This is a genomic window from Rhodobacteraceae bacterium Araon29 (genome assembly GCA_039640505.1).
In the GTDB taxonomy this organism is placed as follows: domain Bacteria; phylum Pseudomonadota; class Alphaproteobacteria; order Rhodobacterales; family Rhodobacteraceae; genus CABZJG01.
In genome coordinates this window covers 280546-306213 of sequence record CP046865.1, presented here as the reverse complement: position 1 = coordinate 306213, position 25668 = coordinate 280546, and the positions used below count along the sequence as shown (strand labels likewise).

The following is a 25668-nucleotide window of genomic DNA, read 5'->3' as shown; positions in this document are numbered from 1 at the left end:
TCAGAGAGGCGAATACCGGGCCACTCGCCTAGTTTATTTCAGCGCTGTTCAATCATGAAGTAATCAAAAAAAGCCGTCAACTCTTCATGCGCTGTGACAGGCAGTATGTTCGCCACATGCTGGTCCGGGCGCACAACCACAATACAACCCTGTTCTCGATCAATATTGCGTAAATCATAAATGTCGTTGTTTGCCTGACTATGAAACACTTTCTCATAGTCGTGCAGCCCATACTTGCCTTTAGCAGGCCAGAGATAAGGGTGCATATCTGACATAGAGAGATCCTGTTGTTGGAATACACCGTAGGTGTCGATCACTGAATCTGGATCCGCACCCACTGGGGTATATTTCAGACCCGGCGAAAAAGGTGAGGATGCAATAAAATCGAGGAACTGATGGGCAGCCGAACTGGCGTCTGTTGGGTTCTCTGATCCTGCGAACAGAAATACTCGCCAACGTCCATTAGCCTTTACCAAATGTCCTAGGTGTTGGCTGCGTCCATCACAAATGCGGGTGACTTCGGCCGAAAAGAAACGCTGTCCGATACTGAACCCCATTGCCAAACCTTGGTTATCCTGGCCGGTACAAATGTAGGACGGAAAATATTCAATCGAAGTGCCTGCTACAAACCCACTTTGACGTTTCATGAAAGCTTCGATCTCGGCAGTGTCAATCCGGGCCTGTTCGGATGTGTCGTCCGCCGTTGGACGCGTTGCCACTAGTTTTGACAATTCACGGTCGGCGTTGATCAGCTGATTTGCAACTTTCCGTCGCTCAGTGCTGTATGTTGCAAGCAGCTTTGGATCACTACGGCCCTGCAAGACCGCTGCCATTTTCCAGCCGAGGTTGAATGTGTCAGGCAGCGATGTGTTCAGTCCCCAGCCGCCCTTGGGGCTGTGGGTGTGGCAAGCATCGCCTGCAACAAAGGCACGGGGGATGATTTCATCGCTGCTATCCGCTGGTCGATTGTCGAACCGGTCAGCAAGACGCTGGCCTACAGAGTAGATCGACCACCACGCGACCTCTTTCACGTCGAGCGTATATGGATGGAAAATCTTTTGAGCCTTAGCAATCAGGTCATGTTCAGTCACGTCAATTTCTGTGGCGCGTTTGTCTTTTTCGATGCTGTCCATCTCAACATAGAATCTGATCAAGTATCCACCTTCGCGTGGAATCGTCATAACCGCGCCGTGATCTTGCGACTGAATGAAGCTTTTGACACGGATGTCCGGGAAATCCGTATTTAAAAGGATGTCCATAACGCCCCAGGCCTTGTTGGCAGAATCCCCTTCTAGCGTGATACCAAGATTCTTCCGGACAAGACTGCGTCCACCGTCACACCCAACAATAAAACGGGATTTGATGGTTTCAATTTTGCCGTTTCCGGCTTTGTCAGTGCGTTTGAAAGTCACTGTTATAGGATGCGCATTGAGGTTCTGTGTTAGGCACTCGTCAATTTCTAATTCAACGAATTCTCGGCTGTAATGCGGTCGCAAATTTGCAACGGAATTCTCCATTCCAGAAATTAGAAGTTCATGCAGCCGCGCCTGATTCACAATGCCATGCGTGAATTCGGACAGGCCGGCGCGAGCATCTGAAATTTTCTCTTTGCGCCGAATATGGGAAAGATTGGAAGGATCGGGTTCCCAGAACGTATTCTGTTTGAGCTGGTAGGTCTCTTTCACGACCATCTCACTACTATTGAAGGCCTCCATGATCTCAATCGTACGGCAGGAAATTCCGTCGGCGCGTCCAAAAAGCAATGGACCAGGCGCCATGTCTACGATGCACGTTTTGATATCAGAAAATTCCGCCATTTGCCGCGACATTGTGAGGCCTGCAGGACCTGTACCTACAATCAATACGTCTACATCCTCGGGCAAATCCTCAATTTCTGGAATTGGGTAAGGCTTCCGCGCAGCATCCGGCACTTGATAATTGCCAGGCTTGAAACCGTTGAGATGATATTGCATTTTTAGTCCTCTCTTTGTCGGTCAGCGCGAATTCAATGCTGCAATTTACTTTACATGTTAACTATATTGCGAGGTGGCACTTCAGGCAAGTGATGTTGGAAACAAATTCTAGACAGTGAGGCAGAATTTGACAGACATATTGGCTCACATTCGACTTTACCAATTTGAAGGACCATGTGATTTGCCTAAAGGCCACCGATCAAGATAGTTGGTCAAGGTCGTCTTAAGCGAGGACATATAATGGTCCCTTTCGCAGTGGGCATGTCACGGTTTGGTACCGCTCCGGGTTCTCATTTAAGCTGCTATGTCTAGCCCCTTTGGCTCGCTTGCCTAAGTCGATCCAGTCTTTGAGGCGCAAGCTGTCGCCAAGTCAATAGGATGGCTGTCACGATCATCAAGAACAGCCGTGTCCATATCTTGGTGCGGAAGATGTTCTGTAACGACAGCATTAGTTCGCAAGGCTTTCAAGCTCAAGAAGCCGCTCGTGTGCACGCTGCAGGAAAGACGCATTTGCACTTCGCCAGCCTTCTACCACACGCCTTTGGGCTTCGCTCATACCTGTCAAATGGGTGGTGCGAAGCCCGTCGCCAGCGTCATACGTGGCGATCAAAGGTGGCTCCACGGTGACCGCGCTAATCAAGTCGGCGCGTATCGAAGCCAATGCCGCTGGATCAACTTGATCTTCAAGCGCTCGGACCCTGGCCCAAAGCGACTTCCGTTCAGCAAGGCTTTCAGTGATCATAACATCAAATAACGTATTCACCGCCCAATACCGGCGCGCGGAAACACTGGAATCGTAACTGATCCACTCTAGCCTCAACGCATCTTGCACCCTGTCCGGCAAAGCCGGGGCCTCTTTACGGGCATCGGAATCAATCGGAATACGGGCAATTTCTGGTCGGAGGAGAAGCCGCTGCCCTTCAGGCGAGAGGACCATCTTGACGAAGTCGCAAGCGGCTTCAGGCGACTTCCCATTAGCCAGAATGCCAATGCGCGCCGCCGTGAGCATCACTGGCCGTCCGTACCGAAACTCCAGCACGTCGGACTTGGACTGCGCTAGGAAATCGAGTGTGAGCCCGATCTCGAACCGTCTTTGTGCCACACCATCTGGTACTCCAAAGCTGCGGGCGGTCAAGGTCGACAGATTGCTTGCAAGAGACAAAATGTAGCTCCATCCTTCGTCCCAGCCTCGTATTTGTAACAGATGCTCGACCATGATATGCGTCGAACCCGAGCGGGCCGGGCGGGCCATGGCAATTTTGCCCTGATACGGCGCGCGCAACAGATCGTTCCACTCGCCCGGCATGAATAACTCACTGTCTGTTCGGCGTGTCCAGCCCACTGACGACAAGGCAAAGGGCTCGACACTGGTCGGTCCGTCGCCGCAGACCCGCTCGGGCGCAAATGCACCCTTTTGCGCTAAAAGCTCAAATGCTTCCGGCGATGACACCATGAAAATATCGAAGCGACGCTCATTGCCACGTGCAATCTCATCGATCGCCGCGACTGTGTTTTTGTGAAGCACCCGAATTTGAGACGCGGGCCGTCCCTTCGCCCAGAGGTCTGCATAGGCCTCGGTCATTCTGGGCGGAAAGGAGGTGATGACTGCCAGCTCCTGCGCTGACACAGGTGCTGGCAAAAAGAACAAGCATAGAAGTACGATTGCACGCATTGGCCTTTCCTACAACTTTTGCGTTCGATTATCTAAGGTTTCTCTCTCCCTCAATCAATGGGTCAAAAGCGACCCATTGTCCAGAAATGAGAGCCTTTACTAGGCTAAACCGATTATGCTATTTCGGTGACCGATCAGATGTAGCAGGTCCACTTTCAACTATTTGGGGACACTGCTTTCTTAGCATCAGAAGCCCGCTTCGTCCGCTTAGCGGACGTCGGAGCAACCCGCAGCGAACGTCAGCTTTCCCCCCAAGTTTGAGTTAAGTTTGCGGCATACAGGTCAAAGCTGGTTGAGATTTCACAGCAATGCGCCCCTATGAGGAAAGGTTGGTGAGACAGGGCGTTGGGATAGGTTTTAGAATTATAAAATAGAACAATATCTTGACCGATTGTTCGTCGCCAAACGAGGTCAAAATCAGAAAATATAAGGTAAAGTTGCTTGAGATTTCACAAAGTGAGGTAAAGTTGATCAGCCACATTTTTGCGGCAAAAACGCCAGATCTGATAGAAAAAACAGAGGCTTAATCCAAACCCACCAAAAACACGCGTGAAACGTGAGGCAAAGTTGGTTGAAATCTTACATTTGGTGTGGAATCTCAAGCAAGTTTTCCTCATCGCCTTTTGTAACCCATTGAAATTGTTCAGGCGCTAAATTTCTGTCTCACCAACCTTGCCTTATACGTTTCAACGACTTTGCCTTATTTCTTAAAATGGATGTCACGTTTGCCCTGCACTAACGGCCCAAAGCAGAAGTTGCTGCTCCACGCCGCGAACGGCGGCTTTGAGCCCAAAGTCACGGATGCTGCGATCTGCACAGATGGCAGCAAATCAGTCGAAGCAGTCCTTGGCTTCGCGAGGCATGGTTCTGGTCATCAATATCCGCGGGTTGGGTCTACGATATTGATCAGGTCCTCGCCTTTTGTCCAATGTGCCAGATTCCTCAAAAACAGATCAAATGATGCTGCCTCCCAGTTGGCATGAACTGAGGAGCAATGGGGCGAGATGATCAAATTGTCGAGGTCCCAGAACGGGCTGTCGATTGGCAAGGGTTCAGTTTCGAACACGTCCAAAGCGGCCCCTGGAATATGACTTGCTTTTAATCCGTCCAAGAGTGCTGATTGAACCACAACGCCGCCTCGCGAGACATCCGCGAGGACTACGCCTGATTTCATTGCTGCTATCTCGTCTACGCCAACAAGGCCGCGTGTTGCTGGGGTAAGGGGCGTGCAAACCGCGACAAAATCGGCGTGGGGCAAAAGCTTGTGCAACACGTCGGCGGGATGAACCTCGTCAACATGCGCCATCGCGCGGGGGGTCGCACGGGTGCCCAAAACCGTCATGCCAAAGGCCTTGGCGCGCAATGCGATCGCCTGTCCGGTGTGGCCCAACCCAACAATCAACAGCGTCTTGCCAAAGAGCGGCGCGACCATGCGCGGGTTCCAAACCTTTGCCGCCTTATCTTTTTGCAGGCCGCACACATCGAGCGTGAAGTGTAAGAACCCGCCGAAAACATACTCGGCCATCATATCTGCAGCGACACCTGCTGCGTTGGTGACGGTGGTTTTCCTGGCATCCCATTGGTCTAAATGGTCGGTTCCAGCGCCGCCATTGGCAAGCCATTTTGGACCGTTTGCGCCGAACAACGCATCACGAGGAAAGCCCGGCGTGCCCGCAAAGCGTACGGAATACACTATGTTCGGGCGGTAGCTGTCAATGAGCGAAGGCAGGGCCTCATAGCTGTTGCAGGCGTGGAAATCCGCATCTGGAAATCGGGTCAACAACTGCTCAACCAGCTCTTCAGTCTTGTCGTTATGCAAAACAATGCGCGGGGTATCAGCCATGCAGGTTCACCACGGGCGCACGCGTGAGGGCGGTCAATTCTCCGAACGTTGCGTCGGGCTGCAATAGTCGGTCGCGCATCGCCCAAAGTGCGCCAGCACGCGCGGTATCCAGCGACGCGGCCATTGTGTGAAACTTGGCTTCGATCTCGTGCATATCCATTGGATCTTCCGGCCCGCCTCGCGCGTGCACATCACCTGAGGAAAGCTGACCACCATCTCTCAGGGTGACAGTAATATCAGACCACCGCCCCGCAGGAAAACGCTCTGAATGCCGCCCGTCTTCGCGCAAAGAAATGCAAGGTAAAACTTCGGAAACCGCTTTGTCTCGCAGGCCTGCGCCCGAAATATCATCTGGGCCGATCCGCCCATGCACAAGCATGACAGAGAGGGCGAATGGCAGCGAATATTGCGCCTGGGATGTGGTTATGGGCATCCCCGGATAGAGCGCCGCTGCCTGTGCAAAAGTATTCACCTCGATGCCTGCGACATCACTGCTGCCAAAGCCATGCACACGCATCAGCCCGGCCAGCGCGTCGATTGAGGCATGCGCCCATCGGCAGACCGGATAGGGTTTGATGTAGTTTTGCTCAATCGTCCACACCTTGCCCAAGTCCGCCCAGTGGGGTGCGGCCTCATCGTTCTCTACCGTTCGCGCTCTGTTTATGGACGCTGCCCAGAACCAATGCTGTCGTTGTGCCATTGCACAATAGCTCGTCCAGAAAGAACTCGGATATAAGGGCCGCGTGGGCGGGGTCTTCAAATTGGCGCTCCGCCGGGAAAGTGTATTTCTCAAGCCACTCAAGAAGCCGTTTGCCAAAGGACGCAATCACATCCACCTGAACAAAGTGGATATGGGCATCTATGAAGCCGGGAATGATCAACTTTTCCGTGTGATCAATGACTTTGCAATCATCCGGCAGAGTGTTGAAAACTTCGGTGTTATGCACAAGTTCTGCCACGCGACCATTTCTCAGGATCAACACACCGTTTTCAACCTACTCAACGCTGCCGTCGATCGCGTCTTCTGGCCCTGGATCGGAGAGAAAATGCAGGAAATTTCCCTTTATAGCTTTTAAAGAATTCCCGGTCACGTTTGTCCCCTCGTCATCATTCGTTGCGGATAGGTCAATGGTTCGAAGTCAGGAAGCCATACTAGCTCCCTGATACGCCTGTTTTCTACGCTCAGAACTCTACGACCGCGCGAATGCTTTCGCCTTCATGCATCAGCTCAAATCCTTCGTTGATCTGGTCCAACGTCAGCTTGTGGGTGATCATTGGGTCGATCTCGATCTTGCCGTCCATGTACCAGTCAACGATTTTGGGTACATCGGTGCGCCCGGATGCGCCGCCAAATGCGGTACCGCGCCAGGATCGACCGGTGACCAGTTGAAACGGCCGGGTGGATATTTCCGCACCCGCCGGTGCCACGCCGATGATGATGCTCTCGCCCCAGCCTTTGTGCGCGGCCTCAAGTGCTGTGCGCATGACGCCGACGTTGCCGGTGGCGTCAAAGGTGTAGTCGGCACCACCGCCAGTCAGGTCCACCAGATGCGCGACGAGATCGCCCTCGACCTCGGCCGGGTTTACAAAATCGGTCATTCCAAAACGCGTGGCCATTGCCACTTTGCCTGGATTGAGGTCAACGCCAACAATCTGATCCGCACCCGCCAACCGCAGACCCTGGATCACGTTCAGGCCAATGCCGCCAAGGCCGAATACGATGCCGCGGCTGCCGATCTCAACCTTGGCGGTGTTGATCACAGCACCGATGCCGGTGGTCACGCCGCAGCCGATGTAGCAGATTTTGTCAAACGGCGCGTCTTTTCGCACCTTTGCCAGAGCAATCTCGGGCACAACCGTGTGGTTTGCAAAGGTCGAGCAGCCCATGTAGTGGTGGATCGGCGTGCCATCCAGCATCGAAAACCGGGTTGATCCATCAGGCAACAGACCGGCACCCTGTGTGGCGCGGATCGACTGGCACAAGTTGGTCTTGGGGTTCAGGCAATATTCGCATTCGCGGCATTCCGGCGTGTAGAGCGGGATGACATGATCGCCCACTTCCAGCGTGGTCACACCTTCGCCGACTTCGATGACAACACCGGCGCCTTCATGGCCCAGTATGGCGGGAAAGATGCCTTCGGGGTCGTCGCCCGAGCGGGTGAACTCGTCGGTGTGGCACAGGCCGGTGGCCTTGATCTCCACCAGAACCTCACCCGCCTTTGGGTCCTCCAGGTTCACGTCCATTATCTCAAGCGGTTTGCCAGCCTCAACGGCCACAGCTGCACGGGTTCGCATCATAGTTGGGTTCCTTTGTTAGAAAGTGGCGCAGGGAGACCGCCGACAAGCGGTCTGCCCCTTGCGGCTGAGTTGCCGCGCGGAATCCCGTTCGGCAGGAGAAAGCTTCAGGCCGCGTCTACGGCTGGCCCGGCCGGAAATACTCCAGACATAACGGTGAACCCGGGAATGCGCTTGAACCGGTCACACCAGCGTCGGATTGCAGGGTAATCCATCCGTGAAATGCCGCCTTCTTCAGACAGAATTGTGTAGGGGAAACATGCAATATCTGCGATAGTTGGGTGGTCGCCTGGGCAGATCCAGTCCTGCCCCGTGTCTTCTGCGAACCACAAATGTTCATCGAGCATGCGGAACAAGCGATGCGCTCCGTTGCGGGCGGCATCAATATCAATGTGGTTGTAAAACAGCGCGTCATGAAGCCGCGCAGCGGATGCTGTTGCGGTGATGGCGTCGGCCAAGGCCAACCACTGGGATATCTGACCCAGCATCTGAGGACTGTCAGTCGGATACCATTGACCGGAGCCGTCATATTTGGAAGCCAGATAAACCAAAATTGCCTGGGCATCGCGCAACACCAGCCCGTCGTCGTCGATCACCGGCAGCTGACCCAGCGGGTTGATTTGGCGGAAGGCTTCGGCCTTGTGCTGATTGCCGGGGTAAAAGTCGATGAGTTCGGAGGCGTACTCAATGCCCAGAAAGGACATCAGAAGGCGTAGTTTGTAGCAGTTGCCGGACAGTTCGTAGTCGTAAAGCTTGATCATGATGTACCTCAGATATCCAGAATGAGCCGGTCAGACGCCGCGCGGGACACGCAGGTCATGATAGATTTGCCTTCGGCTTTTTCGCCGGGGCTCAGATAAACGTCCTGGTGGATAACATCACCTTCGATGACACCAACTCGACAGGTGCCACAGGCCCCTTGTTCGCAGGAACTGGCCATGTTGATACCGTTTTCCCGCAAAACCTCCAAAATGGTTTTTCCTGCCGGAACATTCAGGGTCATCGCCGACCGCGCCAGATCCAATTGGAAGCTGTTTGAATCGTCCAGCTCGATCGTGTTTTTGAAATACTCGAAATGGATCGCCCCATCGGGCCAGCCTTGAGCATCGGCAATGTCGCGGGTTGCTTCCAGCATCGGGCCGGGACCACAAATGTAGACATGGCGGGAATCACCAGGCGCGGACAGCACCTCGCGGAGTTTTGCTCCGGTTTCGTCAGGGCTGAGACCCTCGTGCAGGGTCAGTGCTTTGTCGAATTCGCCCATCTCTTGCTTGAAAGCAGCGTGGTTTTTGGATTGAACGAAGTAATGGAACTCGAAACTGTGGCCTTGCGAATTCAATGTGCGAGCCATTGAAATCAAAGGTGTCACGCCAATTCCACCGGCGACAAAGATGGTGTGCACTGCATCACGGCGCAGAGGGAAGTTGTTGCGCGGCGCAGATACAGCCAGCAAATCGCCCTTTTTGACCGCGTCGTGGATTGAAACCGATCCACCGCGACTGTCTGGTTCACGTTTAACTCCGATAGTGTAATGATCAGTCTCGCCCGGGCCGTTGGTCAGTGAGTACTGTCGTATCAGCCCGTTTTGCAGATGTACGTCAATATGAGCACCAGGCTGAAATGTGGGCAATTGCCCTTTGATCGAATCAAAGCGCAGACTGACTATGCCCTCGGCGGTCATGGATTTTTTGGTAACTGTGACCCGCAACTCTGCCGTGCGGCCATCCGTTGTTTCGTGAGGAAGTTCTGAAAGTAACTCGGATACTCGGGCAAAAACCGGTTCCATCGGTGCAAGTGGTTCCGATTGAGCTGCCTCTGCTTCAACTTTTGAGCGCAGTTCCTGCAATTTCCAGTCGTGCAGTTTTAACGAAGACAAACGCTCCGATCCGGTGAGTTCCTTGTTGAGAATGCCTCGGATAACCGAGTGGTTGCTGTTAACGGGTTGGACATAAAACCGGACGGCCGCGCCGTCACCGGCCGTGATCGTTACAGACCCGTCTTCATTGGGCGCGCCGGAACAACCATCCGCAAATGAATATGCGAGCAGAGAGTTTGAAACCATTTCTTGCGGGGCGTTTAGGGGGATTGGACGAAGAACCGTCGCGGCCTCGAATCCATCCAGGGCTGGCACTTCACCGACTGCCATTTCACCCGCCCAGACCATACCGTGCGCTTCTTGTGCCGGGTATGTGTTGTTGCAGATCGTTCGCGAAGGCGCATCCGCAGGGTGAGCCGGGATATACGTGCATCCAGCAGTGCGGTTGGCATAGCGCCACCCGTGGTACTGGCATTTCAATTCCTGACCGTCATTGATGCCGATGGACAGTCGAACACCACGATGCAGGCACCTGTTCTCCCAGACATTGACGTATCCGTCGTCGGCACGCCATACCGCGAATTCACGGCCCAGAAGCTGGGCTTGGTAAACGTGGCGGTTGGGCAGATCGGAGCTGGACGCAATGGGGTACCAGTTGCTGTGTAGATCGGTTGTCATGATGGCTTCCCTTTTAATGGCACGGGTCTCACGCAGCCGAGGGGATCACACCATAGGTGATCCCTTTCCCGGTCAGCCACCTGCGATAGGCAATTGCGGATTTATCCGCGCGAATGGGCGTTTCCGCCCGAGGATCAAGCGGTAAGCGCTTGGGGTATTGGTTTTCGAGTATTGGTTTGTCCTGTCCAAAAATGGTTTGCTGGAACAACCGGATTGCTGTGTCGGCCGAAACTTCGTCAATCAGGGTGAGCATCATATGCGCACGGACGTGTTCTTCGTCGACTGGCTGCACGAATACGGCGACCGCATCCAGTCGGCTTTCCTCTCCTGGGCACGATTTATACAAGACCGAGCAATATGGATGCGGCACCCGGTAGATGTAATCGACGTCGGCACCGTCTGTTGACCCCGCGGCAGCCATCGGTTGCCAGAATTTGCAGTTTGTCGCGACAATCTCGTCCCGCTCTTCGGACACGTCAACGTAGTATTCCTTGACTTCGGTATGCGGTTCCGCACCCAGAATGTCGGTATGGACGTAAGGGAAATGGCCCATGTCCAGAAAATTTTCGATGGCGCGGGGGGCAGAAACATGAACTCCGAAAGTCGCGGCATGTATGTTGCGACGATCCGATTCGTCGAATTCAGGAATTGCGAAAATATCGTGCTCGGGAGTGCCAAAAGTGGTCCAGATGTATCCGTATTTCTGCTGTACGGGCAGCAAAACTGCCGGGTCCGACGGCACTGAATCACTGTTGCTGTCCGTAGGGCGCCAAACAATAAAATCGCCGTCGGCGCGTTGCGTGAACGCGACTTGATCGCCCAACAGTTGGGTACGCTGAACCGACCCATCGGCGACTTCTTCTACAGAAGCGATAACATGCCACAGGTTTAAGGCTACCGGGTCTTTGCATGTGAATTCTGGCACTCTAAATCTCCTAGAATAACAAATCTATGTGGCGGGGATAGCACCGTAGTTGACAGCGTGATCACGCAACCAACGGCGGTATAGAATTGCCACTTTATCTGCACGGATCGGTGTTTCAGCCCGTGGGTCAAGCGGCAGTCGCTTTGGGATCTGGTTTTCCAGGATTGGTTTATCCTGTGCGAAAATAAGCTGCATGAACCAGCGAATGTCGGGCTCTTTCATTCGCTTTTTGATGTAGCACAGCATGTTGTGAACCACACAAGCCTCTGGTCCGACCGGCTGGATGAACAAAACGATATAGTCCATGCGATTCGGATAAAGCGGGTTGGTTTTGTAGAGTGCGACAATGTAGGGCCTGTAGACCCGGTATTTGTACTCAACATCAATGCCACCTTCCGCAGTGGGTGACGCCACAGGTTGGTGGAAATAGCATTCTGTTGCTATGATCTCGTCATCATTGGTCAGTTCGACTTCGTATGGGGCGACTTCGGTATAAGGCTCTTCGCCCAACCAACCGGTGTGAACAAACGGGAAGTGGCCCATATCAAGAAAATTCTCGACAACACGTAGACCTGAAACCTTAACGGCAAACGATCCTCCACTGACGATAAAGCGGTCTTCCTCGAATGCCTCAGGAATGTGAATGATTTCTCGATTGGGCGATCCGCGACAAGCCCATACAAATCCGTATTGGACGCAAGATTGCAGCGCTGAGCCATCGGCGGACAGTACAACCTGAGCAGATCCATCAGAATCTATGGAAACCTTGATTTTCTCCTCGAACAGCACTGTTGTGTGGGTCCGAACTTGAGAAAGATACGCCAATTCCGCAACGACGTGCCAGTCGTCTAGCAGTATTCTGTCGTGGCACCCCATGTGGTCGATCCCCTTCGAGTTGATCTAGTAGATTCTCTGTAACGGTACCCAAAACTGACAAGATTGGATATCAATGTTTTGAGAAAAGACTTCCAAAATATTCTTGATAGTGCATCAATTGTTTCTCGGTTAGGTTCTTTTTGTGCCTATGGCTGATTTGCTGCAGACACTTCGGCGAGGCAAGTTGCTCGAACAGCTTAACGGAAAGGCCACTAAATTCCGATGGGAAACCGTTCAGACGAAATTGCCAGACTTGTCACGCGGGCCATCATCGGCAAGCGCTTGTGGCCCGGGAGCAAACTGAGCGAGCAAACGCTTGCCGATGTGTTTGATGTCAGCCGCGCAGTTGTTCGGCAAGCCATCATTCGGCTTTCTGATGATGGTCTCGTTGTTATTGAGCGCAATCGGGGCGCCTTTGTTTCGCGCCCAAGCTATCGCGAGGCCGTCGAGATTTACGACGCGCTTACGATGCTAGAACAGGGTGTGGCAGCACAGCTTTCCGGCAGGTTGGACGCACATGGCTGGAACGAACTGCGCCACCACGTGGCGCTTCAGCATAAGGCCGTGGAAAACAAGAATGAAGAACTGGCCGACCAGTTGGGTTCTGGATTCCACGAGGTTCTGGTCAAGATGTCACGCAATTCCGTTGTTCAGGAAATGCATGCGAAGCTTATTCGGCGCACAGCGCTTTTGCGGACGTTGATCAGCAGTCGCTTTGACTACTGCGGCTTGCTGAACGATCATTCAAAGTTGGTTGATCTGCTTGAGGACGGCCAGGTTACCGCGGCGCAGGAGTTAATTGACGAGCATCATCGCAATGTTGTTCGCGGCTATATTCTAGATGAAAAGCTGGAGCCAAAGATGAACGTCCGGGAGGCTCTGGAGCCATTCATCGACGGGCTTGGGTCGGAAAGAAGGGCAGCAGAATAACGAACATCCGGATCGTGCAAGCCGTCCACAGGGCGATATCGGAAATTACAGGACGACTATACTACGCAACACTAACAAGGACGAATAGGGATGACGACAATGAAACACGCAACAAGAAGAGATATTCTCAAATACGGAGTTGCAGCTGGTTTGGCCTCGGGCCTGTCCGGGCTGCCAGGGATCGCCAGTGCCGCAGATACACTGAAAATCGGGGCTGTTTATGTTTCGCCGGTCTCAGAAATTGGCTGGACCAAGCAACACAGCCTGGGGATCGAAGCCATTCAAGCGGAGTTTGGGGACAAAGTTGAAGTTACCGTAATTGACAACATATTCCGCCCGCAGGACGCCGAGCGTGTATTCAGAGAGCTGGCGGGTTCCGGTAACAATCTAATTTTTGGCACCAGCTTTTCGCATGGAACACCAATGCAAAAGGTTGCGCCGCGCTTTCCCGATACCGTGTTCGAGCATTGCTCAGGCATCAAACATCTGGACAACCTCGGAACGTTCGAAGCGAAGTATTACGAGGGCATATATGTAGCCGGTGTGACAGCTGGGCATGTCTCGAAATCGGCCAAGATTGGCTTTATCGGCGGTTTCCCGATCCCAGATATTGTGGGCCCGGCAAACGCATTGCTGCGCGGTGCGCAAAGTGTGAATCCCGATATCACCTGCAACGTCATTTTCCTGAACTCCTGGTTCGATCCGGGCAAGGAAAAGGAAGCTGCCAAAACGCTGATTGCGCAGGGTTGCGATGTGATCTGTTCGATGACGGACACAGCAACAGGTGTACAGGTTGCCGGGGAAAATGACGCGTGGTCAGTTGGATATGCAAGCGACATGGCGCGGTTTGGTAATGGTAAGCATCTGACGGCTTTCACGCTGAACTGGGCACCCGTTTATGTACAGGCTGCAAAAGATGTCGCCGCTGGCACGTGGGCTACAAGCGAGCGCTGGAACGGCCTCGCGGAGGGAGTGGTGCAAATGTCCCCGTACAATTCCGATTTACCGGCAGAAGCAATCGAAGCTGCTGAAAAAGCGCGGACTGATATTATTGCAGGTTCGTTGCACCCCTATGCTGGTGAATTGAAGGATCAGGATGGCAATGTGCGGGTTGAGGCAGGCGGCGTTCTGGCGGATGGTGACATCCGCGGGTTCAACTGGTTTGTCCAAGGTATGATCGGCAATCTCGGTTAAGTGTTACCGAGAAAATGGATCGCCCGACCTGACAATTTTGGGCGACTCTAACTCCCATTTCAAAGGCGATATTGCTATGACCCCACGGTTGGAACTTCGTGGCATCTGCAAGTCATACCCCGGTGTGAAGGCAAATGACGACGTATCCCTGTCTGTACTGCCCGGTGAAATCCACGCAATTCTGGGTGAAAACGGCGCAGGTAAAAGCACGTTGATGAAAATCATCTACGGTGCTTCGCCCGCTGATGCAGGCGAAATACTGTATGACGGTTCTGTGGTGCCCGAGCACGGGCCAGCAGTTTCGCGCGATCTGGGCATTGAGATGGTGTACCAGCATTTTGCGTTGTTTGAGTCTATTACGGTCGTCGAAAACATCGCGTTGTCGATGCCCGGCAAGTTGGACCTAAAGCCGTTGGCGGAACGTGTCCGAGAAGTGTCAGAGAAGTATGGGCTGCCGATTGACCCTGATCGGCTAGTATTGTCGCTGTCGGTCGGCGAACGCCAGCGAGTAGAGATCGTGCGTTGTCTGCTCAGGGAACCGAAGCTGCTGATTTTGGACGAACCTACGTCGGTTCTGACACCGCAAGCCGTTCAGACCCTTTTTGAAACGCTGCGCAAGTTGGCCGACGAAGGCTGTAGTATTCTTTATATCAGCCACAAGCTGGATGAGGTGCGAGACCTTTGTCATTCGGCCACGGTTTTGCGTGGCGGCAAAGTCACTGGAGAAGCTGATCCGCGAAAAGTCAGCTCCTCGGAGCTGGCGCGAATGATGGTCGGTAGCGATCTGCCTACAATGATGGTCGAGCCGTCCGAAGTGAGCGATTTGCCACTGTTGTCGGTCGAGAACCTGAACTTGGCGTCAGAAAGCGTGGTTGGAACGTCGCTGAAGTGGATCAGCCTGGAAGCGTTTGGTGGCGAGATCGTTGGGATTGCCGGGGTAAGTGGCAATGGTCAAGGCGAACTGGCGGCGGCAATTAGCGGTGAGCGCATCTGCAACGCGGCAGAAGATATTGTGCTGGAAGGCCGCCCAATTGGGCATCTGGATGCGGGCCGACGCCGCGATCTGGGACTTGGATTTGTTCCCGAAGAACGCCTAGGGCGCGGTGCCGTGCCCCCTTTTGAGCTATCTGAAAACGCATTGTTGACTGCGCACCGTAAAGGAATGGTCAAGAACGGCATGGCAGATCGCAAAAAAGCCCGCGCCTTTACAGCAGAGGTTATCGAAAAATACGACGTCAAGGCCACGGGGCCGGAAGCCAAGGCGCACGGCTTGTCTGGCGGCAACTTGCAAAAGTTCATCATGGGTCGTGAGATTGAATTGGCCCCCAAAGTGCTCTTGGTTTCACAACCAACCTGGGGTGTTGATGTGGGTGCTGCCGCCTATGTCCGCCAAACGCTTATCGATTTGAGCCGGTCCGGGCAGGCAGTGGTTGTGATCTCCGAAGAACTCGAAGAGCTGTTTGAAATTTGCGACCGGATTTACGTAATCAGCAATGGAGAATTGTCGCATTCACTGAACCGCGCCGAAACGAATGTTGAGGAGGTAGGTTTGTTGATGACTGGAATTGGCAAAGTTGCTGACAACATCAATACCCTTTCAGAAAGCGTTGAACATGCTCTATAAAATCGAACCTAGGGCAGAGCCGTCCCGGCGCATGGCGGTGGCGGCACCTCTGATAGCTACTGCGCTGACGATCTTGATTAGCTCGGTGTTTTTCCTATCGCTGGGGCTTAATCCATTTGTCACGCTTTACACGTTTTTTGTGGCCCCTTTGACAACAATGAACGGCATTTCCGAATGGCTCCTCAAGGCATCCCCGTTGATCCTGATTGCCTGCGGTCTGGCGGTTGGTTTCCGGGCCAACGTATGGAACATCGGCGCGGAAGGGCAATTGATTATGGGGGCCATTGCTGCCGCTGGTGTTGGGTTGTTTTCGCCTTTGCAAGATAGCTTCCTGCTGCTGCCGACAATGGTTATCGCGGGAATGATTGCAGGTGCTGGCTGGGCGGCAATTCCGGCGTTTCTCAAAGACAGGATGAACACAAACGAAATACTAGTTACGCTGATGTTGACATATGTAGCGGGGCTGTTTCTGTCCTATCTTGTTCATGGTCCATGGCGCGATCCAGACGGTTTCAATTTTCCACAGACCGCACTTTTGCCCTATGCCGGGATGTTCGACGTCTTTAGCTATTCCTACCGTTTGAACACATCGATCTTTTTCACGGTCGTCGCGGTTGTCATTACCTGGTTCTTTATGGAGCGCAGTTTTCTGGGCTACAAGTTGTCTACAGGCGGCGTTGCCCCGGCAGCAGCGAAGTTCGCAGGTTTTAATGCTTCAGCTTCAATTTGGGTTGGCCTGCTCGTTTCTGGGGCAACCGCAGGACTTGCCGGAATGACCGAAGTTTCGGGCCCGCTGGGCCAACTGTCCTCGCAAATATCGCCGGGGTATGGGTTTGCGGCTATCATCGTGGCCTTCATCGGGAGGCTGAATGCATTTGGTATCGTGTTGGGTGGGCTGTTGTTGTCGCTGCTTTATTTGGGTGGCGAAACCGTTCAATTGAAACTTGGCCTGCCATCATCAATCGCGCTGATTTTTCAGGGAATGCTCTTGTTCTTTTTGCTGGCCAGTAATTTCCTGATCAATTTCCGAATTCGAAAACTTGACGTGAGGACACACTGATGGATCTTTTTATCTCCATGTTTGTGGCGACCATCATTGCCGCTACTCCGCTGATCTTCGCGGCATTGGGTGAGTTGATCGTTGAAAAATCTGGTGTTCTGAACCTTGGGATCGAGGGAATGATGCTGGTTGGCGCAGCCTTTGGCGTCTGGGCGCATTTCGCTGGCTATCCGATGATTGTCGCCCTTTTGGCAGCCGTAGTTTCCGGGACAATTGCGTCGCTGTTGTTCGGAATTCTGGCACTGACGTTCATGACAAACCAATATGCTGCGGGATTGGCTTTGGCGATCTTCGGGGCAGGTGTTTCGGCTTTTGTCGGGCGGGGGTTTGGCAGCACTCCTGTTGAGGCTATTAAGCCAATCCATATTCCGGGCATTTCCGACATCCCAGTGGTAGGGGAGATATTTTTTCAATACGATCCGCTGGTTTATTTCTCCTTTGTCATGTTCGGGTTGGTCAGCTGGTTTTTGTACAGAACAAAATCAGGACTGACCCTACGTGCTGTCGGTGAAAGCCCGGATTCGGCTCATGCAATCGGCTTTGAGGTGATCAAGATCAGGTATTTGGCGGTGATGTTCGGCGGTGCTATGGCCGGATTGGGCGGGGCGTATCTGTCGTTGGTCTACACGCCGCTTTGGGTTGAAAACATGACGGCTGGCCGAGGCTGGATCGCCTTGGCACTGGTGGTATTCGCGGCATGGCGCCCGAAACGCGTTATTTTCGGTGCTTGGCTATTTGGCGGTATGACAATCCTGCAATTGCAGGGTCAGGCAATCGGTCTCAAAGTGCCGTCCGAATTGCTTTCTGCATTGCCCTATATCGCAACAATTGTCGTTCTGGTGTTGATATCCCGAAACCGTCAGGCAATGGCGTTGGATTTTCCTGTTTCGCTAGCCAAACCGTTTCGCCCAAGCGGATAACCAGAACGCATTTCATTTGATATGAGCCACCCCTAGGTTCAGACACTCAGCTGTCGCTGCAACCGATCAGTTAATTCGCATTTATCGCCCTGGTTAATAGCCTAGCGAATGGCCGACACCAGCCCAGAAAGCTACAAATATTGCAATGCAGTGGACGGTCATTTTCGGCAAATGCTGATCGTCGCTGCAGACGCGTTGTGCGTGTAGCTGCCGTTGAAAAACTTGTGCCAAATGGCGGTATAGTCCGCTCAGCGGACGTCGGCGCAACTCGCAGCGAACGTCCGCATTCCCCCCTAGGTTTGAGTTAAGTTTGCTGCACATAGGTCAAAGTTGGTTGAGATTTCACAGCAATACGCGCCCATGAGGAAAGGTTGTGAGACAGGGCGTTGGGAGTGAGGTTTTAGAAATATACGATAGAACAATATCTTGGCCGATTGTTCGTCACTAAGTGAGGTCAAAATCAGAAAATATAAGGCAAAGTCGCTTGGGATTTCACATTTGGTGTGGAATCCCAAGCAAGTTTTCCTCATCGCCTTTTGTAACCCATTGAAATTGTTCAGGCGCTAAATTTCTGTCTCATCAACCTTGCCTTATACGTTTCAACGACTTTGCCTTAATCCACACGGAACTATTGCTCTTTTCTTAACGCATGAGGCTTTGCTGGAAAATACTCCTAAAATTAGGCTCGCCATTGAGTACAGTGGGAACGCTCTGCGCCGAATAGGAGGCAGGCTCGTAACAGTATCTAAGGTGAAAGGGCCCAAGGCGCGGGGCTTAGGATTTGGCCGTGACATTGCCAATTTTAACCTTGGAACCCTTTATATTGCGCACTGCAACACGGGATGAGCCTTCGGTGTGTATTTCGCCCATTTCCAGTTGGCTATTTTTGATTTGCTCAATCAGAACCGCGGTGCGGGTATCTTGGGGGGTGTTTTGTTTAAGCTCTTCTGCAAGCGCCTTTGCAAGCTGAGTTATATCTTGATCCGCCGCAGCGCCCTTTTTGGCGATCTCTTCAGCCAGTTCTTGTAGGTATGGCTCACTGCCTGGTTTTTTTTCTAAAATGGCGAGTTCATCTTTGATCTCAAACACATCGGCCAGTTTTGCCTTAAGCGCGCCATAGGTATCCTTTGCCGTTTCGCTTAAAACGGCGGCGGCTAGGGTTGTTGCAATAAAAAGGGCAGCGGGATCCATTGTGGGGTCCTTTCAGGTTGGGGGGTCAGCTTTGTTTTGCAAGGCTTGCAAGGTTTCGGCAATCGGGCCAAGTAGCACCTCATCAACTTGGGTTTGCGCCTCTTCACAGTGCTTGATGTAATTTTGCGCCATCACCGCCATATTCTGCCCATAAGCATCTGGCAGCGCGGTAAAAAGCGGCGCAAGGGTGCGCACCGCCTCTTGTGCTGCCCCCAGCGCGCCTTGCCGGTCCCCAAGCCGGGAAAGCATGGTCGCGTAATTGTTTAGCGACAGTGCCAGATCAGGGGTGAAGGCGACGGGGTTGTCATGGGCCAGCTGGCGGCGCAGCTCCAACGCCTCTTGTGCCGGCCCCAGCGCGCCTTGCCGGTCCCCAAGATCGGAAAGCATGGACGCGTAATTGTTTAGCGATGATGCCAGATCAGGGGTGAAGGCGGCGGGGTTGTCATGGGCCAGCTGGCGGCGCAGCTCCACCGCCTGTTGTGCCGACCCCAGCGCGCCTTGCCGGTCCCCAAACTCGGAAAGCCTCAGCGCGTAAGTGTTCAGCGACATTGCCAGATCAGGGGTGAAGGCGGCGGGGTTGTCATGGGCCAGCTGGCGGAAGAGCGCCAGCGCCTCTTGTGCCGCCCCCAGCGCGCCTTGCCGGTCCCCAAGCTCGGAGAGGCTGTTCGCGTAATTGTTCAGCGACATTGCAAGATCAGGGGCGAAAGCAGCGGGGTTGTCATGGGCCTGCTGGCGGTAGAGCTCCACCGCCTCTTTTGACGGCCCCAGCGCGCCTTGCCAGTTTCCTAGATCGGAAAGCCTCAGCGCGTAATTGTTTAGCGATCCTGCCAGATCAGGGGTGAAGGCGGCGGGGTTATCCTTGGCCAGCTGGCGGCGCAGCTCCAACGCCTCTTGTGCCGACCCCAGCGCGCCTTGCCGGTCCCCAAGCTCGGAAAGCCTGTTCGCGTAATTGTGCAGCGATGCTGCCAGATTAGGGGTGAAGGCGGCGGGGTTGTCATGGGCCTGCTGGCGGTAGAGCTCCAGCGCCTCTTGTGCCGGCCCCAGCGCGTCTTGCCGGTCCCCAAGATCGGAAAGCATGGACGCGTAATTGTTTAGCGATGATGCCAGATCAGGGGTGAAGGCGGCGGGGTTGTCATGGGCCAGCTGGCGGCGCAGCTCCAACGCCTCTTGTGCCGGCCCCAGCGCGCCTTGCGGGTCCCCAAGATCGGAAAGCATGGTCGAGTAATTGTTAAACAACCTTGCCAGATTAGGGGTGAAGGCGGCGGGGTTGTCATGGGCCAGCTGGCGGTAGAGCTCCAGCGCCTCTTGTGCCGGCCCCAGCGCGCCTTGCCAGTTTCCTAGATCAGAAAGCCTCAGCGCGTAATTGTTTAGCGATGATGCCAGATCAGGGGTGAAGGCGGCGGGGTTGTCATGGGCCAGCTGGCGGCGCAGCTCCAACGCCTCTTGTGCCGGCCCCAGCGCGCCTTGCGGGTCCCCAAGATCGGAAAGCCTCAGCGCGTAAGTGTTCAGCGACAGTGCCAGATCAGGGGTGAAGGCGGCGGGGTTGTCATGGGCCAGCTGGCGGAAGAGCGCCAGCGCCTCTTGTGCCGCCCCCAGCGCGCCTTGCAGGTCCCCAAGCTCGGAAAGCGTTTCCGCGTAATTGTTTAGCGATGATGCCAGATCAGGGGTGAAGGCGGCGGGGTTGTCATGGGCCAGCTGGCGGCGCAGCTCCAACGCCTCTTGTGCCGGCCCCAGCGCGCCTTGCCGGTCCCCCAACTCGGAAAGCCTGTTCGCGTAATTGTTCAATAGGCCCGCCCGTTGATCCGGGCTCAGATCTGATGCGGACAGCAGGCCGGTGATAACTTTTGCTGCAAAACCGGCAGAAAAACTGGTGGGCTCTTGAAAGGCAATGGCTTCAAAGGCTAAAATTCTGGCTGGATCGTGTTCAAGCATTTCGGTCAATGCGGTGTCCAAGGTGGGCCGCCATGTGCTTGCGCCGCCCATGATATCAAACAGCACACGGCTGAGCGTGCCGCCAAAGGCGCCCCCCTGCTGCGCTGCGGGTACAAAAAGCCAATCAGCCAGCCGGTGATCGGGATCATCAAGCAGGGTTCGGGCCATAAAACAGGCCGCCATCCTATCGGGCAGCAGACGCGGAATGCACCAGCCGCTTGGGCCCTGTTGCCAAAACGGTGTTGGTTTGAGCGCATCTTTCAGCTGTTGGCCGCCCAGAGGCACGGCCTCAAGCTTTGCAAGTTTCAACATCTCGCTTTCTGTCAGCCCATGCTCGCTTAGCGCGGCCAGCGCCATAAGACGGTTTAGCCCGCGCTCCCCCAGCTTGCGATCGCGTGACAGGGCGCTTACGCGGGACTCTTCACGCCGAACAAGCGCATCGATCACCGCATGGGCACCGATCGGATAGTCGCCATTATCGGTCAGCACCCCATGCAGCGCCGCCGCCATGGCAATCAGCGGGGTTCTATGGCTGGCTTCTTTGTGCAGCCAGTTGCTTAGTTTGTCCTTGTCCGGCACAGGGGGGCCACCAACAAGACCGGCAAAAGCCTTGGCGGTTTGCTGGATCAGCAGCAGCGCTTGATCATGGCCAAGTTCACCAAGGGTGGCGATTTCCGACTGCCCAAAGCGACCGCCAAGGGTATTTGCAAGCTCTCTCCAATCCTCATGGCGCTGGCGCGATAGCAAAAGGATGCGGATCGGATATTCGGTCAGGTGATCGGGGATATCGATGATGCGTTGGGCAAGATCGCGGATAAACTCCATGCGCTCTTCTGGGTAATCGATAATAAGCAAAAGCCCACTTGTGCCGGTTAGATCAAATACATGCGGCTTGTCAGAGCTGCCGCGCACCAGAAATCCTGCAGTCCAGTTTTTGCCGCGAAACTCTTGTGCAAGCTCGGCTGCAAGACGGGTTTTTCCGGTGCCGCCGACGCCGCTTACCAAACGCACCGAGATGCCTTTTGGCTCATCAAGCAACCAGTTTTTAAGGGCGCTGTATTCCTGCGTTCGGCCATGCAATGTGTTGCTCAGCCGGTTTTGCCACTTCAGGGCCTCAAACAAATCTGGCGCTCCGTCGATAACGATCTTGGGGGCGTCATTAAAGGGCAGCACAGGGGTCACTGGTATAGGATCTGTTGTGCTATCGAGATGCAAAGAGCCAAATACAAGGAAGTTGGCAGCCTGTGTTAGCATATCGTGCGAGGTGTCTATGTTTTGATCCACCATGTTAATACCCGTTTTAAAATACAACTAAGATACGAAATACGTTCCGCCAAACATGCCTTAAGCGGTTTCTATATACAACTTCAATGTGAGCGGGGCATCGCCGTTGTATTGTAGACGCCGCAACCGTCAGGGTTGAAAACGCCCACGAAAACGCGCAAACTCAGTGCAAGACAACATTACTTGGGAAATATCGGATGAGCATTCAGAAGATTCATAGCGCTCTTAGCGGAGCAGGCTTTTCAGGCTCGCCTAGTTTCGAGGGTTTGGCTCTAAAAACCTGGCCCCAACGTTTGCGACTTGCCCCTCAGTTCGCGCACTCACTGGGATCGCGTGGGCCGGTCAAGCCGATCGTAGCGACCAAGAAGGAAATAGTTGAGATCCCGGATGAAGGCTTGGTGATCACCGAGCCCGGAACCTATATTCTGTCACAAGATATAACTTGGACACCTAAAGAAGCGGGCGCGGCCATTACCATTGCTGCGAACGACGTTACCATAGATCTAAACAATCATACCTTGTCGATTCAACTACCCCCGGTTGCCGAGTTTCCAACTACTGGTATTGCGATCAACAAACTCGCTCACAGCGCAAATGGCGCCCATCTTGACATAGTTGACGCCGCGCTCCGAGGAGAGAGCCTGTGTGACTTCCTCTATTTAGCGGGCGAGCTTGTTTCGCTTGTTGCGACCTCCGTTACCATTCTTAATGGCAAAATTGAGGGAGCCTCGGGCTATGGTGTGACGGCACTATTGACTGAAGGTTTATCGATTAGAAAACTAAACGTTGCTGACACTGGGCGAACATCGCTCGACAACCTTAACGGCTGCGTCGTAGGGATTGCAGTTGCCCTGTCCGTTGGACCAACGCTTTGTGATTGTCAGATCAACCAGATTCAAGGGTTGTGTGAGTTGGTTTTTGGTATCTTGTTCGTCGGCTGCGTGGAGGCTACGGCCATTTATTGCACGGTTCAAGACCTGCATAACTATGATGGAGTGGCGACAGGCCATGCAGCCACGTTGACCGCCGGACTTAACCTGATTGACTGTCACGCCAAAAACCTTCGTTCGAATTTCCTGGGGTTTTCCAATGCGCCAGGGCGCACGGTCTTGGGATTCTGTCCAACCCATGTCACAGGCATTCTGTCTGAGAATTGCTCGGCGCAGGATATCTACGGCAGCAGCGACGACTGCCATGGAATGTCTTTGTACTTGGTGAATGAAGCGGCGGTGACTGGGTTTGAAGCCACAAACGTCATTGATGGAAATCAGACCAATACTGGCGCAAAGGCGACAGGGCTCGAGGTCTATGGCGACAATATTGTTCTCAAAAGTGTAGTGATCAAGCGTATTGAGGCCATTTGTCCTCAAGACCTACAGGCAGCAGGCATAAGCCTGTGGGGCGAAAACCATCTGATTGAAGATTGTGCCGTATTCAACGTTGTCGTCCGAGATGCATCGCTTGCGCCATCAGCCAAAGTTGGGTTGGGGATCGGTTTTGGCTGGGCGCCAGATCCGCGTGGGGAATTGGCGGCACGTGGCGCCAAGAACGTGACTTACACTGCGTGTTTGGCAACAGCGTGTCAGGTAGGTTTTGACAGTTGGAGGCACCAGAATGCCGAATGGTTGGCTTGTGAGACGTTCGAGTGTGAAATCGCCGGATTGGTACAACCGGTAGACGCAACCCGTGTGCTGGTCATGAACCGCGCTTCGGAATCGCCGACGGGTATGCCGGTTCAGAAAACCATACGAAATGACCGTACACACATCGAAATAATGGAGCTTTTTCCGTCGGAGCTGCCAAATGGGTTGGCCGAAGTATTTGACTTTCACCAAACCTCCGTCGCGTTCCCGCCAAGGCATACGACCCACATTGGCGACGTTCCGGGCATTTCGCTGCCCGGGCTTTACTCAATGGCGCCGCAGTTCGATAGCGAGTGGTGGTACTATGTAGGAACGGTGACATCTGAGACAGGACAGACCTTTTCGGTTCAAGTAGAAATCATCCGGAACACAGTCGAAACTGGGCAACTGATCCCTCAAAACCTCAATGGATCTGCAATTGGCATCGGTTGGCGAGAGACATCTTCGGACGGATCAAAAGATAACTACCTTTTTGCGCAGGGTTATGGATTTGGAGCTGCCCGCCGAGCCGAAATCACGGACTCAAAAGTTTCGTTTGCCCTTCCCTACGCGCAGAACAACAGTTTTTCGGCGTTCTTCAAACCAGAGATTCAAATCACCGACCCCAGCAAGCAGTCACCGAAGCTCGCGGGGGCGGCAAACGCCTATATTTCCATGGACTACACTGGGGCCGGCAACGCAGCGCAAGTTGGTACCATGCCTCCAAAAGTCGGACAACAAGGGGCAACCTATATCCTGCGCTCTAGCGGTGCAGGGTTCTTGCGCAGCCAATCCACGTCAGACGGCACACCTCCTGCGAACTCAAGCGGTGCTAACTTTAACCTGGCTCTGCGGTTACGGGATACACGCGGTGCTGTGATGGAGGGGGATAATGGCTATGTCGGTCCAGGCATGTTTGGCAAAATCAGTACCAGTTTTCATAACCTCTCGTATGAATGCGCTCAGCCGCGGTTGGAAATTGAGAGTGGTTGGATTGAGGTCGGAGATGCAAGCCACCAGATTACAGAAGGGACGCTTTGGATGGATCGACAGATGATCCATGCTGAAAAAGAAGCTTCACACCAAATAAGAAGCCCGCTGACGTTGTCTAAGGTAGAGGGCATTATCTCCGCGTTGTCGCATGTCGGGGCAGCCCAGCCTCTTTACTGCGGCAACTGGATCGCCCTGACCTTTGACAGCGGATACTCCATGGCGCTCGCCGTCTTTTGGAAACAAAAGGCTAAACAATGGCAAAGTGGATCTGCTCTAGGTTGTGGACCTATTGCAGGGTTCGGCAATCTTTATCTACCTCGTGGCATGGATCTCGGCGACAGAAGCGATCCGATAGCACCTTGGCGACTTCAACCTAAGATTGGGTCGGACATGTGGGATTTCGATATCAATATTCTCGACACCAAGCATCCTGATGACTCTCCGCATTGGACATCTGACGTCACCGGTATTACCTATGCATCGGCATGGCAGATTGCATTCAGCTCGGATCTAAATGTGCCCGGCTTCCCGTCGGAGGTCATTTTGAAGGCAGATGTCGCAAACTGTGAGAATGTTCTTCCGGGGCAACTCTCTAGCTTTTACGAAGGAGCTGCTACGTTGTTTGCAGCTGATGGCAGCACTAGGCTCGGTCAGGCTTTTGTTGAACAGATGGGATTCAACTAGGAGCAGCATGCATTAATTTCCGGTTTTCCGTGCGCTTCGTGGGTCGAAAAACGGACGGTGAACATGTCTGATCTATTTTGGATGGCTCTGCTGCACAAATCGGTTGAACGCTGTGGCTCCCGTTTCCCCGGTTGGACTTATCCCACTGTACAAGCG

At 53.7% G+C, this 25668-nt stretch carries 18 protein-coding genes; 6 read left to right on the top strand and 12 right to left on the bottom strand.

What is annotated here, in order from left to right:
• Positions 1-38: 38 nt before the first annotated feature.
• The 10 genes from GN278_01375 to GN278_01330 all read right to left on the bottom strand — a co-directional run bounded on the left by GN278_01375 (position 39) and on the right by GN278_01330 (position 12078).
• On the bottom strand, positions 39-1973 hold the full coding sequence (locus GN278_01375) for a 3-hydroxybenzoate 4-monooxygenase (GenBank protein XAT59592.1): 1935 nt from the start codon (positions 1971-1973) through the stop codon (positions 39-41).
• A 448-nt stretch (positions 1974-2421) separates the two neighbouring features.
• Positions 2422-3645: a hypothetical protein gene (locus GN278_01370; GenBank protein XAT59591.1), complete on the bottom strand. Its 1224-nt coding sequence runs from the start codon at positions 3643-3645 to the stop codon at positions 2422-2424.
• An 874-nt stretch (positions 3646-4519) separates the two neighbouring features.
• Positions 4520-5488 (bottom strand): D-2-hydroxyacid dehydrogenase, encoded by a 969-nt coding sequence (locus tag GN278_01365; GenBank protein ID XAT59590.1) that lies wholly within the window; start codon positions 5486-5488, stop codon positions 4520-4522.
• The gene (locus GN278_01360; protein XAT59589.1) at positions 5481-6188 is read right to left on the bottom strand and encodes a hypothetical protein; all 708 of its coding nucleotides are present in this window, start codon (positions 6186-6188) and stop codon (positions 5481-5483) included. The genes GN278_01365 and GN278_01360 overlap by 8 nt, the downstream gene beginning before the upstream one ends.
• Positions 6121-6471, bottom strand: coding sequence for an amidohydrolase family protein (locus GN278_01355; protein XAT59588.1), 351 nt, complete (start codon positions 6469-6471; stop codon positions 6121-6123). The genes GN278_01360 and GN278_01355 overlap by 68 nt, the downstream gene beginning before the upstream one ends.
• Before the next feature lie 199 nt (positions 6472-6670).
• The gene (locus GN278_01350; GenBank protein XAT62487.1) at positions 6671-7783 is read right to left on the bottom strand and encodes an S-(hydroxymethyl)glutathione dehydrogenase/class III alcohol dehydrogenase; all 1113 of its coding nucleotides are present in this window, start codon (positions 7781-7783) and stop codon (positions 6671-6673) included.
• Positions 7784-7890: 107 nt separating this feature from the next.
• Positions 7891-8544 carry a glutathione S-transferase gene (locus GN278_01345; GenBank protein ID XAT59587.1) on the bottom strand — a complete coding sequence of 218 codons (654 nt, stop codon included), beginning with the start codon at positions 8542-8544 and terminating at the stop codon, positions 7891-7893.
• A gap of 8 nt (positions 8545-8552) precedes the next feature.
• A complete protein-coding gene (locus GN278_01340) occupies positions 8553-10277 on the bottom strand; it encodes a Rieske 2Fe-2S domain-containing protein (protein ID XAT59586.1) in 1725 nt (574 codons plus the stop codon).
• Between the two features lie 28 nt (positions 10278-10305).
• A complete protein-coding gene (locus GN278_01335) occupies positions 10306-11202 on the bottom strand; it encodes an aromatic ring-hydroxylating dioxygenase subunit alpha (protein ID XAT59585.1) in 897 nt (298 codons plus the stop codon).
• A gap of 24 nt (positions 11203-11226) precedes the next feature.
• Positions 11227-12078: an aromatic ring-hydroxylating dioxygenase subunit alpha gene (locus GN278_01330; protein ID XAT59584.1), complete on the bottom strand. Its 852-nt coding sequence runs from the start codon at positions 12076-12078 to the stop codon at positions 11227-11229.
• A gap of 222 nt (positions 12079-12300) precedes the next feature.
• Between GN278_01330 and GN278_01325 the strand changes: the two genes are divergently transcribed.
• The 5 genes from GN278_01325 (at position 12301) to GN278_01305 (ending at position 17806) form a co-directional block, all read left to right on the top strand.
• On the top strand, positions 12301-13008 hold the full coding sequence (locus GN278_01325; GenBank protein ID XAT59583.1) for a GntR family transcriptional regulator: 708 nt from the start codon (positions 12301-12303) through the stop codon (positions 13006-13008).
• A gap of 99 nt (positions 13009-13107) precedes the next feature.
• A complete protein-coding gene (locus GN278_01320; protein XAT59582.1) occupies positions 13108-14202 on the top strand; it encodes a BMP family ABC transporter substrate-binding protein in 1095 nt (364 codons plus the stop codon).
• A gap of 76 nt (positions 14203-14278) precedes the next feature.
• Positions 14279-15826, top strand: coding sequence for an ATP-binding cassette domain-containing protein (locus tag GN278_01315; GenBank protein ID XAT59581.1), 1548 nt, complete (start codon positions 14279-14281; stop codon positions 15824-15826).
• Complete coding sequence (locus tag GN278_01310; GenBank protein XAT59580.1) at positions 15816-16886, top strand: ABC transporter permease; 1071 nt, start codon at positions 15816-15818, stop codon at positions 16884-16886. Before GN278_01315 ends, GN278_01310 begins: the two co-directional genes overlap by 11 nt.
• Positions 16886-17806 carry an ABC transporter permease gene (locus tag GN278_01305; protein ID XAT59579.1) on the top strand — a complete coding sequence of 307 codons (921 nt, stop codon included), beginning with the start codon at positions 16886-16888 and terminating at the stop codon, positions 17804-17806. Before GN278_01310 ends, GN278_01305 begins: the two co-directional genes overlap by 1 nt.
• A gap of 774 nt (positions 17807-18580) precedes the next feature.
• Here the strand turns inward: GN278_01305 and GN278_01300 are convergent.
• Complete coding sequence (locus GN278_01300) at positions 18581-18997, bottom strand: hypothetical protein (protein XAT59578.1); 417 nt, start codon at positions 18995-18997, stop codon at positions 18581-18583.
• Between the two features lie 12 nt (positions 18998-19009).
• Positions 19010-22216 carry a tetratricopeptide repeat protein gene (locus GN278_01295; GenBank protein XAT59577.1) on the bottom strand — a complete coding sequence of 1069 codons (3207 nt, stop codon included), beginning with the start codon at positions 22214-22216 and terminating at the stop codon, positions 19010-19012.
• A gap of 194 nt (positions 22217-22410) precedes the next feature.
• On the opposite strand from GN278_01295, the gene GN278_01290 reads away from it, so the two are divergent.
• Complete coding sequence (locus GN278_01290) at positions 22411-25512, top strand: hypothetical protein (GenBank protein XAT59576.1); 3102 nt, start codon at positions 22411-22413, stop codon at positions 25510-25512.
• Positions 25513-25668: the final 156 nt, after the last annotated feature.

What these genes read in the sequence shown, in the direction of transcription:
- GN278_01370 (XAT59591.1), bottom strand. Translation starts at nt 3,645, where the DNA reads ATGCGTGCAATCGTACTTCTATGCTTGTTCTTTTTGCCAGCACCTGTG.
- GN278_01345 (XAT59587.1), bottom strand. Translation starts at nt 8,544, where the DNA reads ATGATCAAGCTTTACGACTACGAACTGTCCGGCAACTGCTACAAACTA.
- GN278_01325 (XAT59583.1), top strand. Translation starts at nt 12,301, where the DNA reads ATGGGAAACCGTTCAGACGAAATTGCCAGACTTGTCACGCGGGCCATC.
- GN278_01320 (XAT59582.1), top strand. Translation starts at nt 13,108, where the DNA reads ATGAAACACGCAACAAGAAGAGATATTCTCAAATACGGAGTTGCAGCT.
- GN278_01300 (XAT59578.1), bottom strand. Translation starts at nt 18,997, where the DNA reads ATGGATCCCGCTGCCCTTTTTATTGCAACAACCCTAGCCGCCGCCGTT.
- GN278_01295 (XAT59577.1), bottom strand. Translation starts at nt 22,216, where the DNA reads ATGGTGGATCAAAACATAGACACCTCGCACGATATGCTAACACAGGCT.
- GN278_01315 (XAT59581.1), top strand. Translation starts at nt 14,279, where the DNA reads ATGACCCCACGGTTGGAACTTCGTGGCATCTGCAAGTCATACCCCGGT.
- GN278_01330 (XAT59584.1), bottom strand. Translation starts at nt 12,078, where the DNA reads ATGGGGTGCCACGACAGAATACTGCTAGACGACTGGCACGTCGTTGCG.
- GN278_01310 (XAT59580.1), top strand. Translation starts at nt 15,816, where the DNA reads ATGCTCTATAAAATCGAACCTAGGGCAGAGCCGTCCCGGCGCATGGCG.
- GN278_01340 (XAT59586.1), bottom strand. Translation starts at nt 10,277, where the DNA reads ATGACAACCGATCTACACAGCAACTGGTACCCCATTGCGTCCAGCTCC.
- GN278_01365 (XAT59590.1), bottom strand. Translation starts at nt 5,488, where the DNA reads ATGGCTGATACCCCGCGCATTGTTTTGCATAACGACAAGACTGAAGAG.
- GN278_01290 (XAT59576.1), top strand. Translation starts at nt 22,411, where the DNA reads ATGAGCATTCAGAAGATTCATAGCGCTCTTAGCGGAGCAGGCTTTTCA.
- GN278_01360 (XAT59589.1), bottom strand. Translation starts at nt 6,188, where the DNA reads ATGGCACAACGACAGCATTGGTTCTGGGCAGCGTCCATAAACAGAGCG.
- GN278_01350 (XAT62487.1), bottom strand. Translation starts at nt 7,783, where the DNA reads ATGCGAACCCGTGCAGCTGTGGCCGTTGAGGCTGGCAAACCGCTTGAG.
- GN278_01375 (XAT59592.1), bottom strand. Translation starts at nt 1,973, where the DNA reads ATGCAATATCATCTCAACGGTTTCAAGCCTGGCAATTATCAAGTGCCG.
- GN278_01305 (XAT59579.1), top strand. Translation starts at nt 16,886, where the DNA reads ATGGATCTTTTTATCTCCATGTTTGTGGCGACCATCATTGCCGCTACT.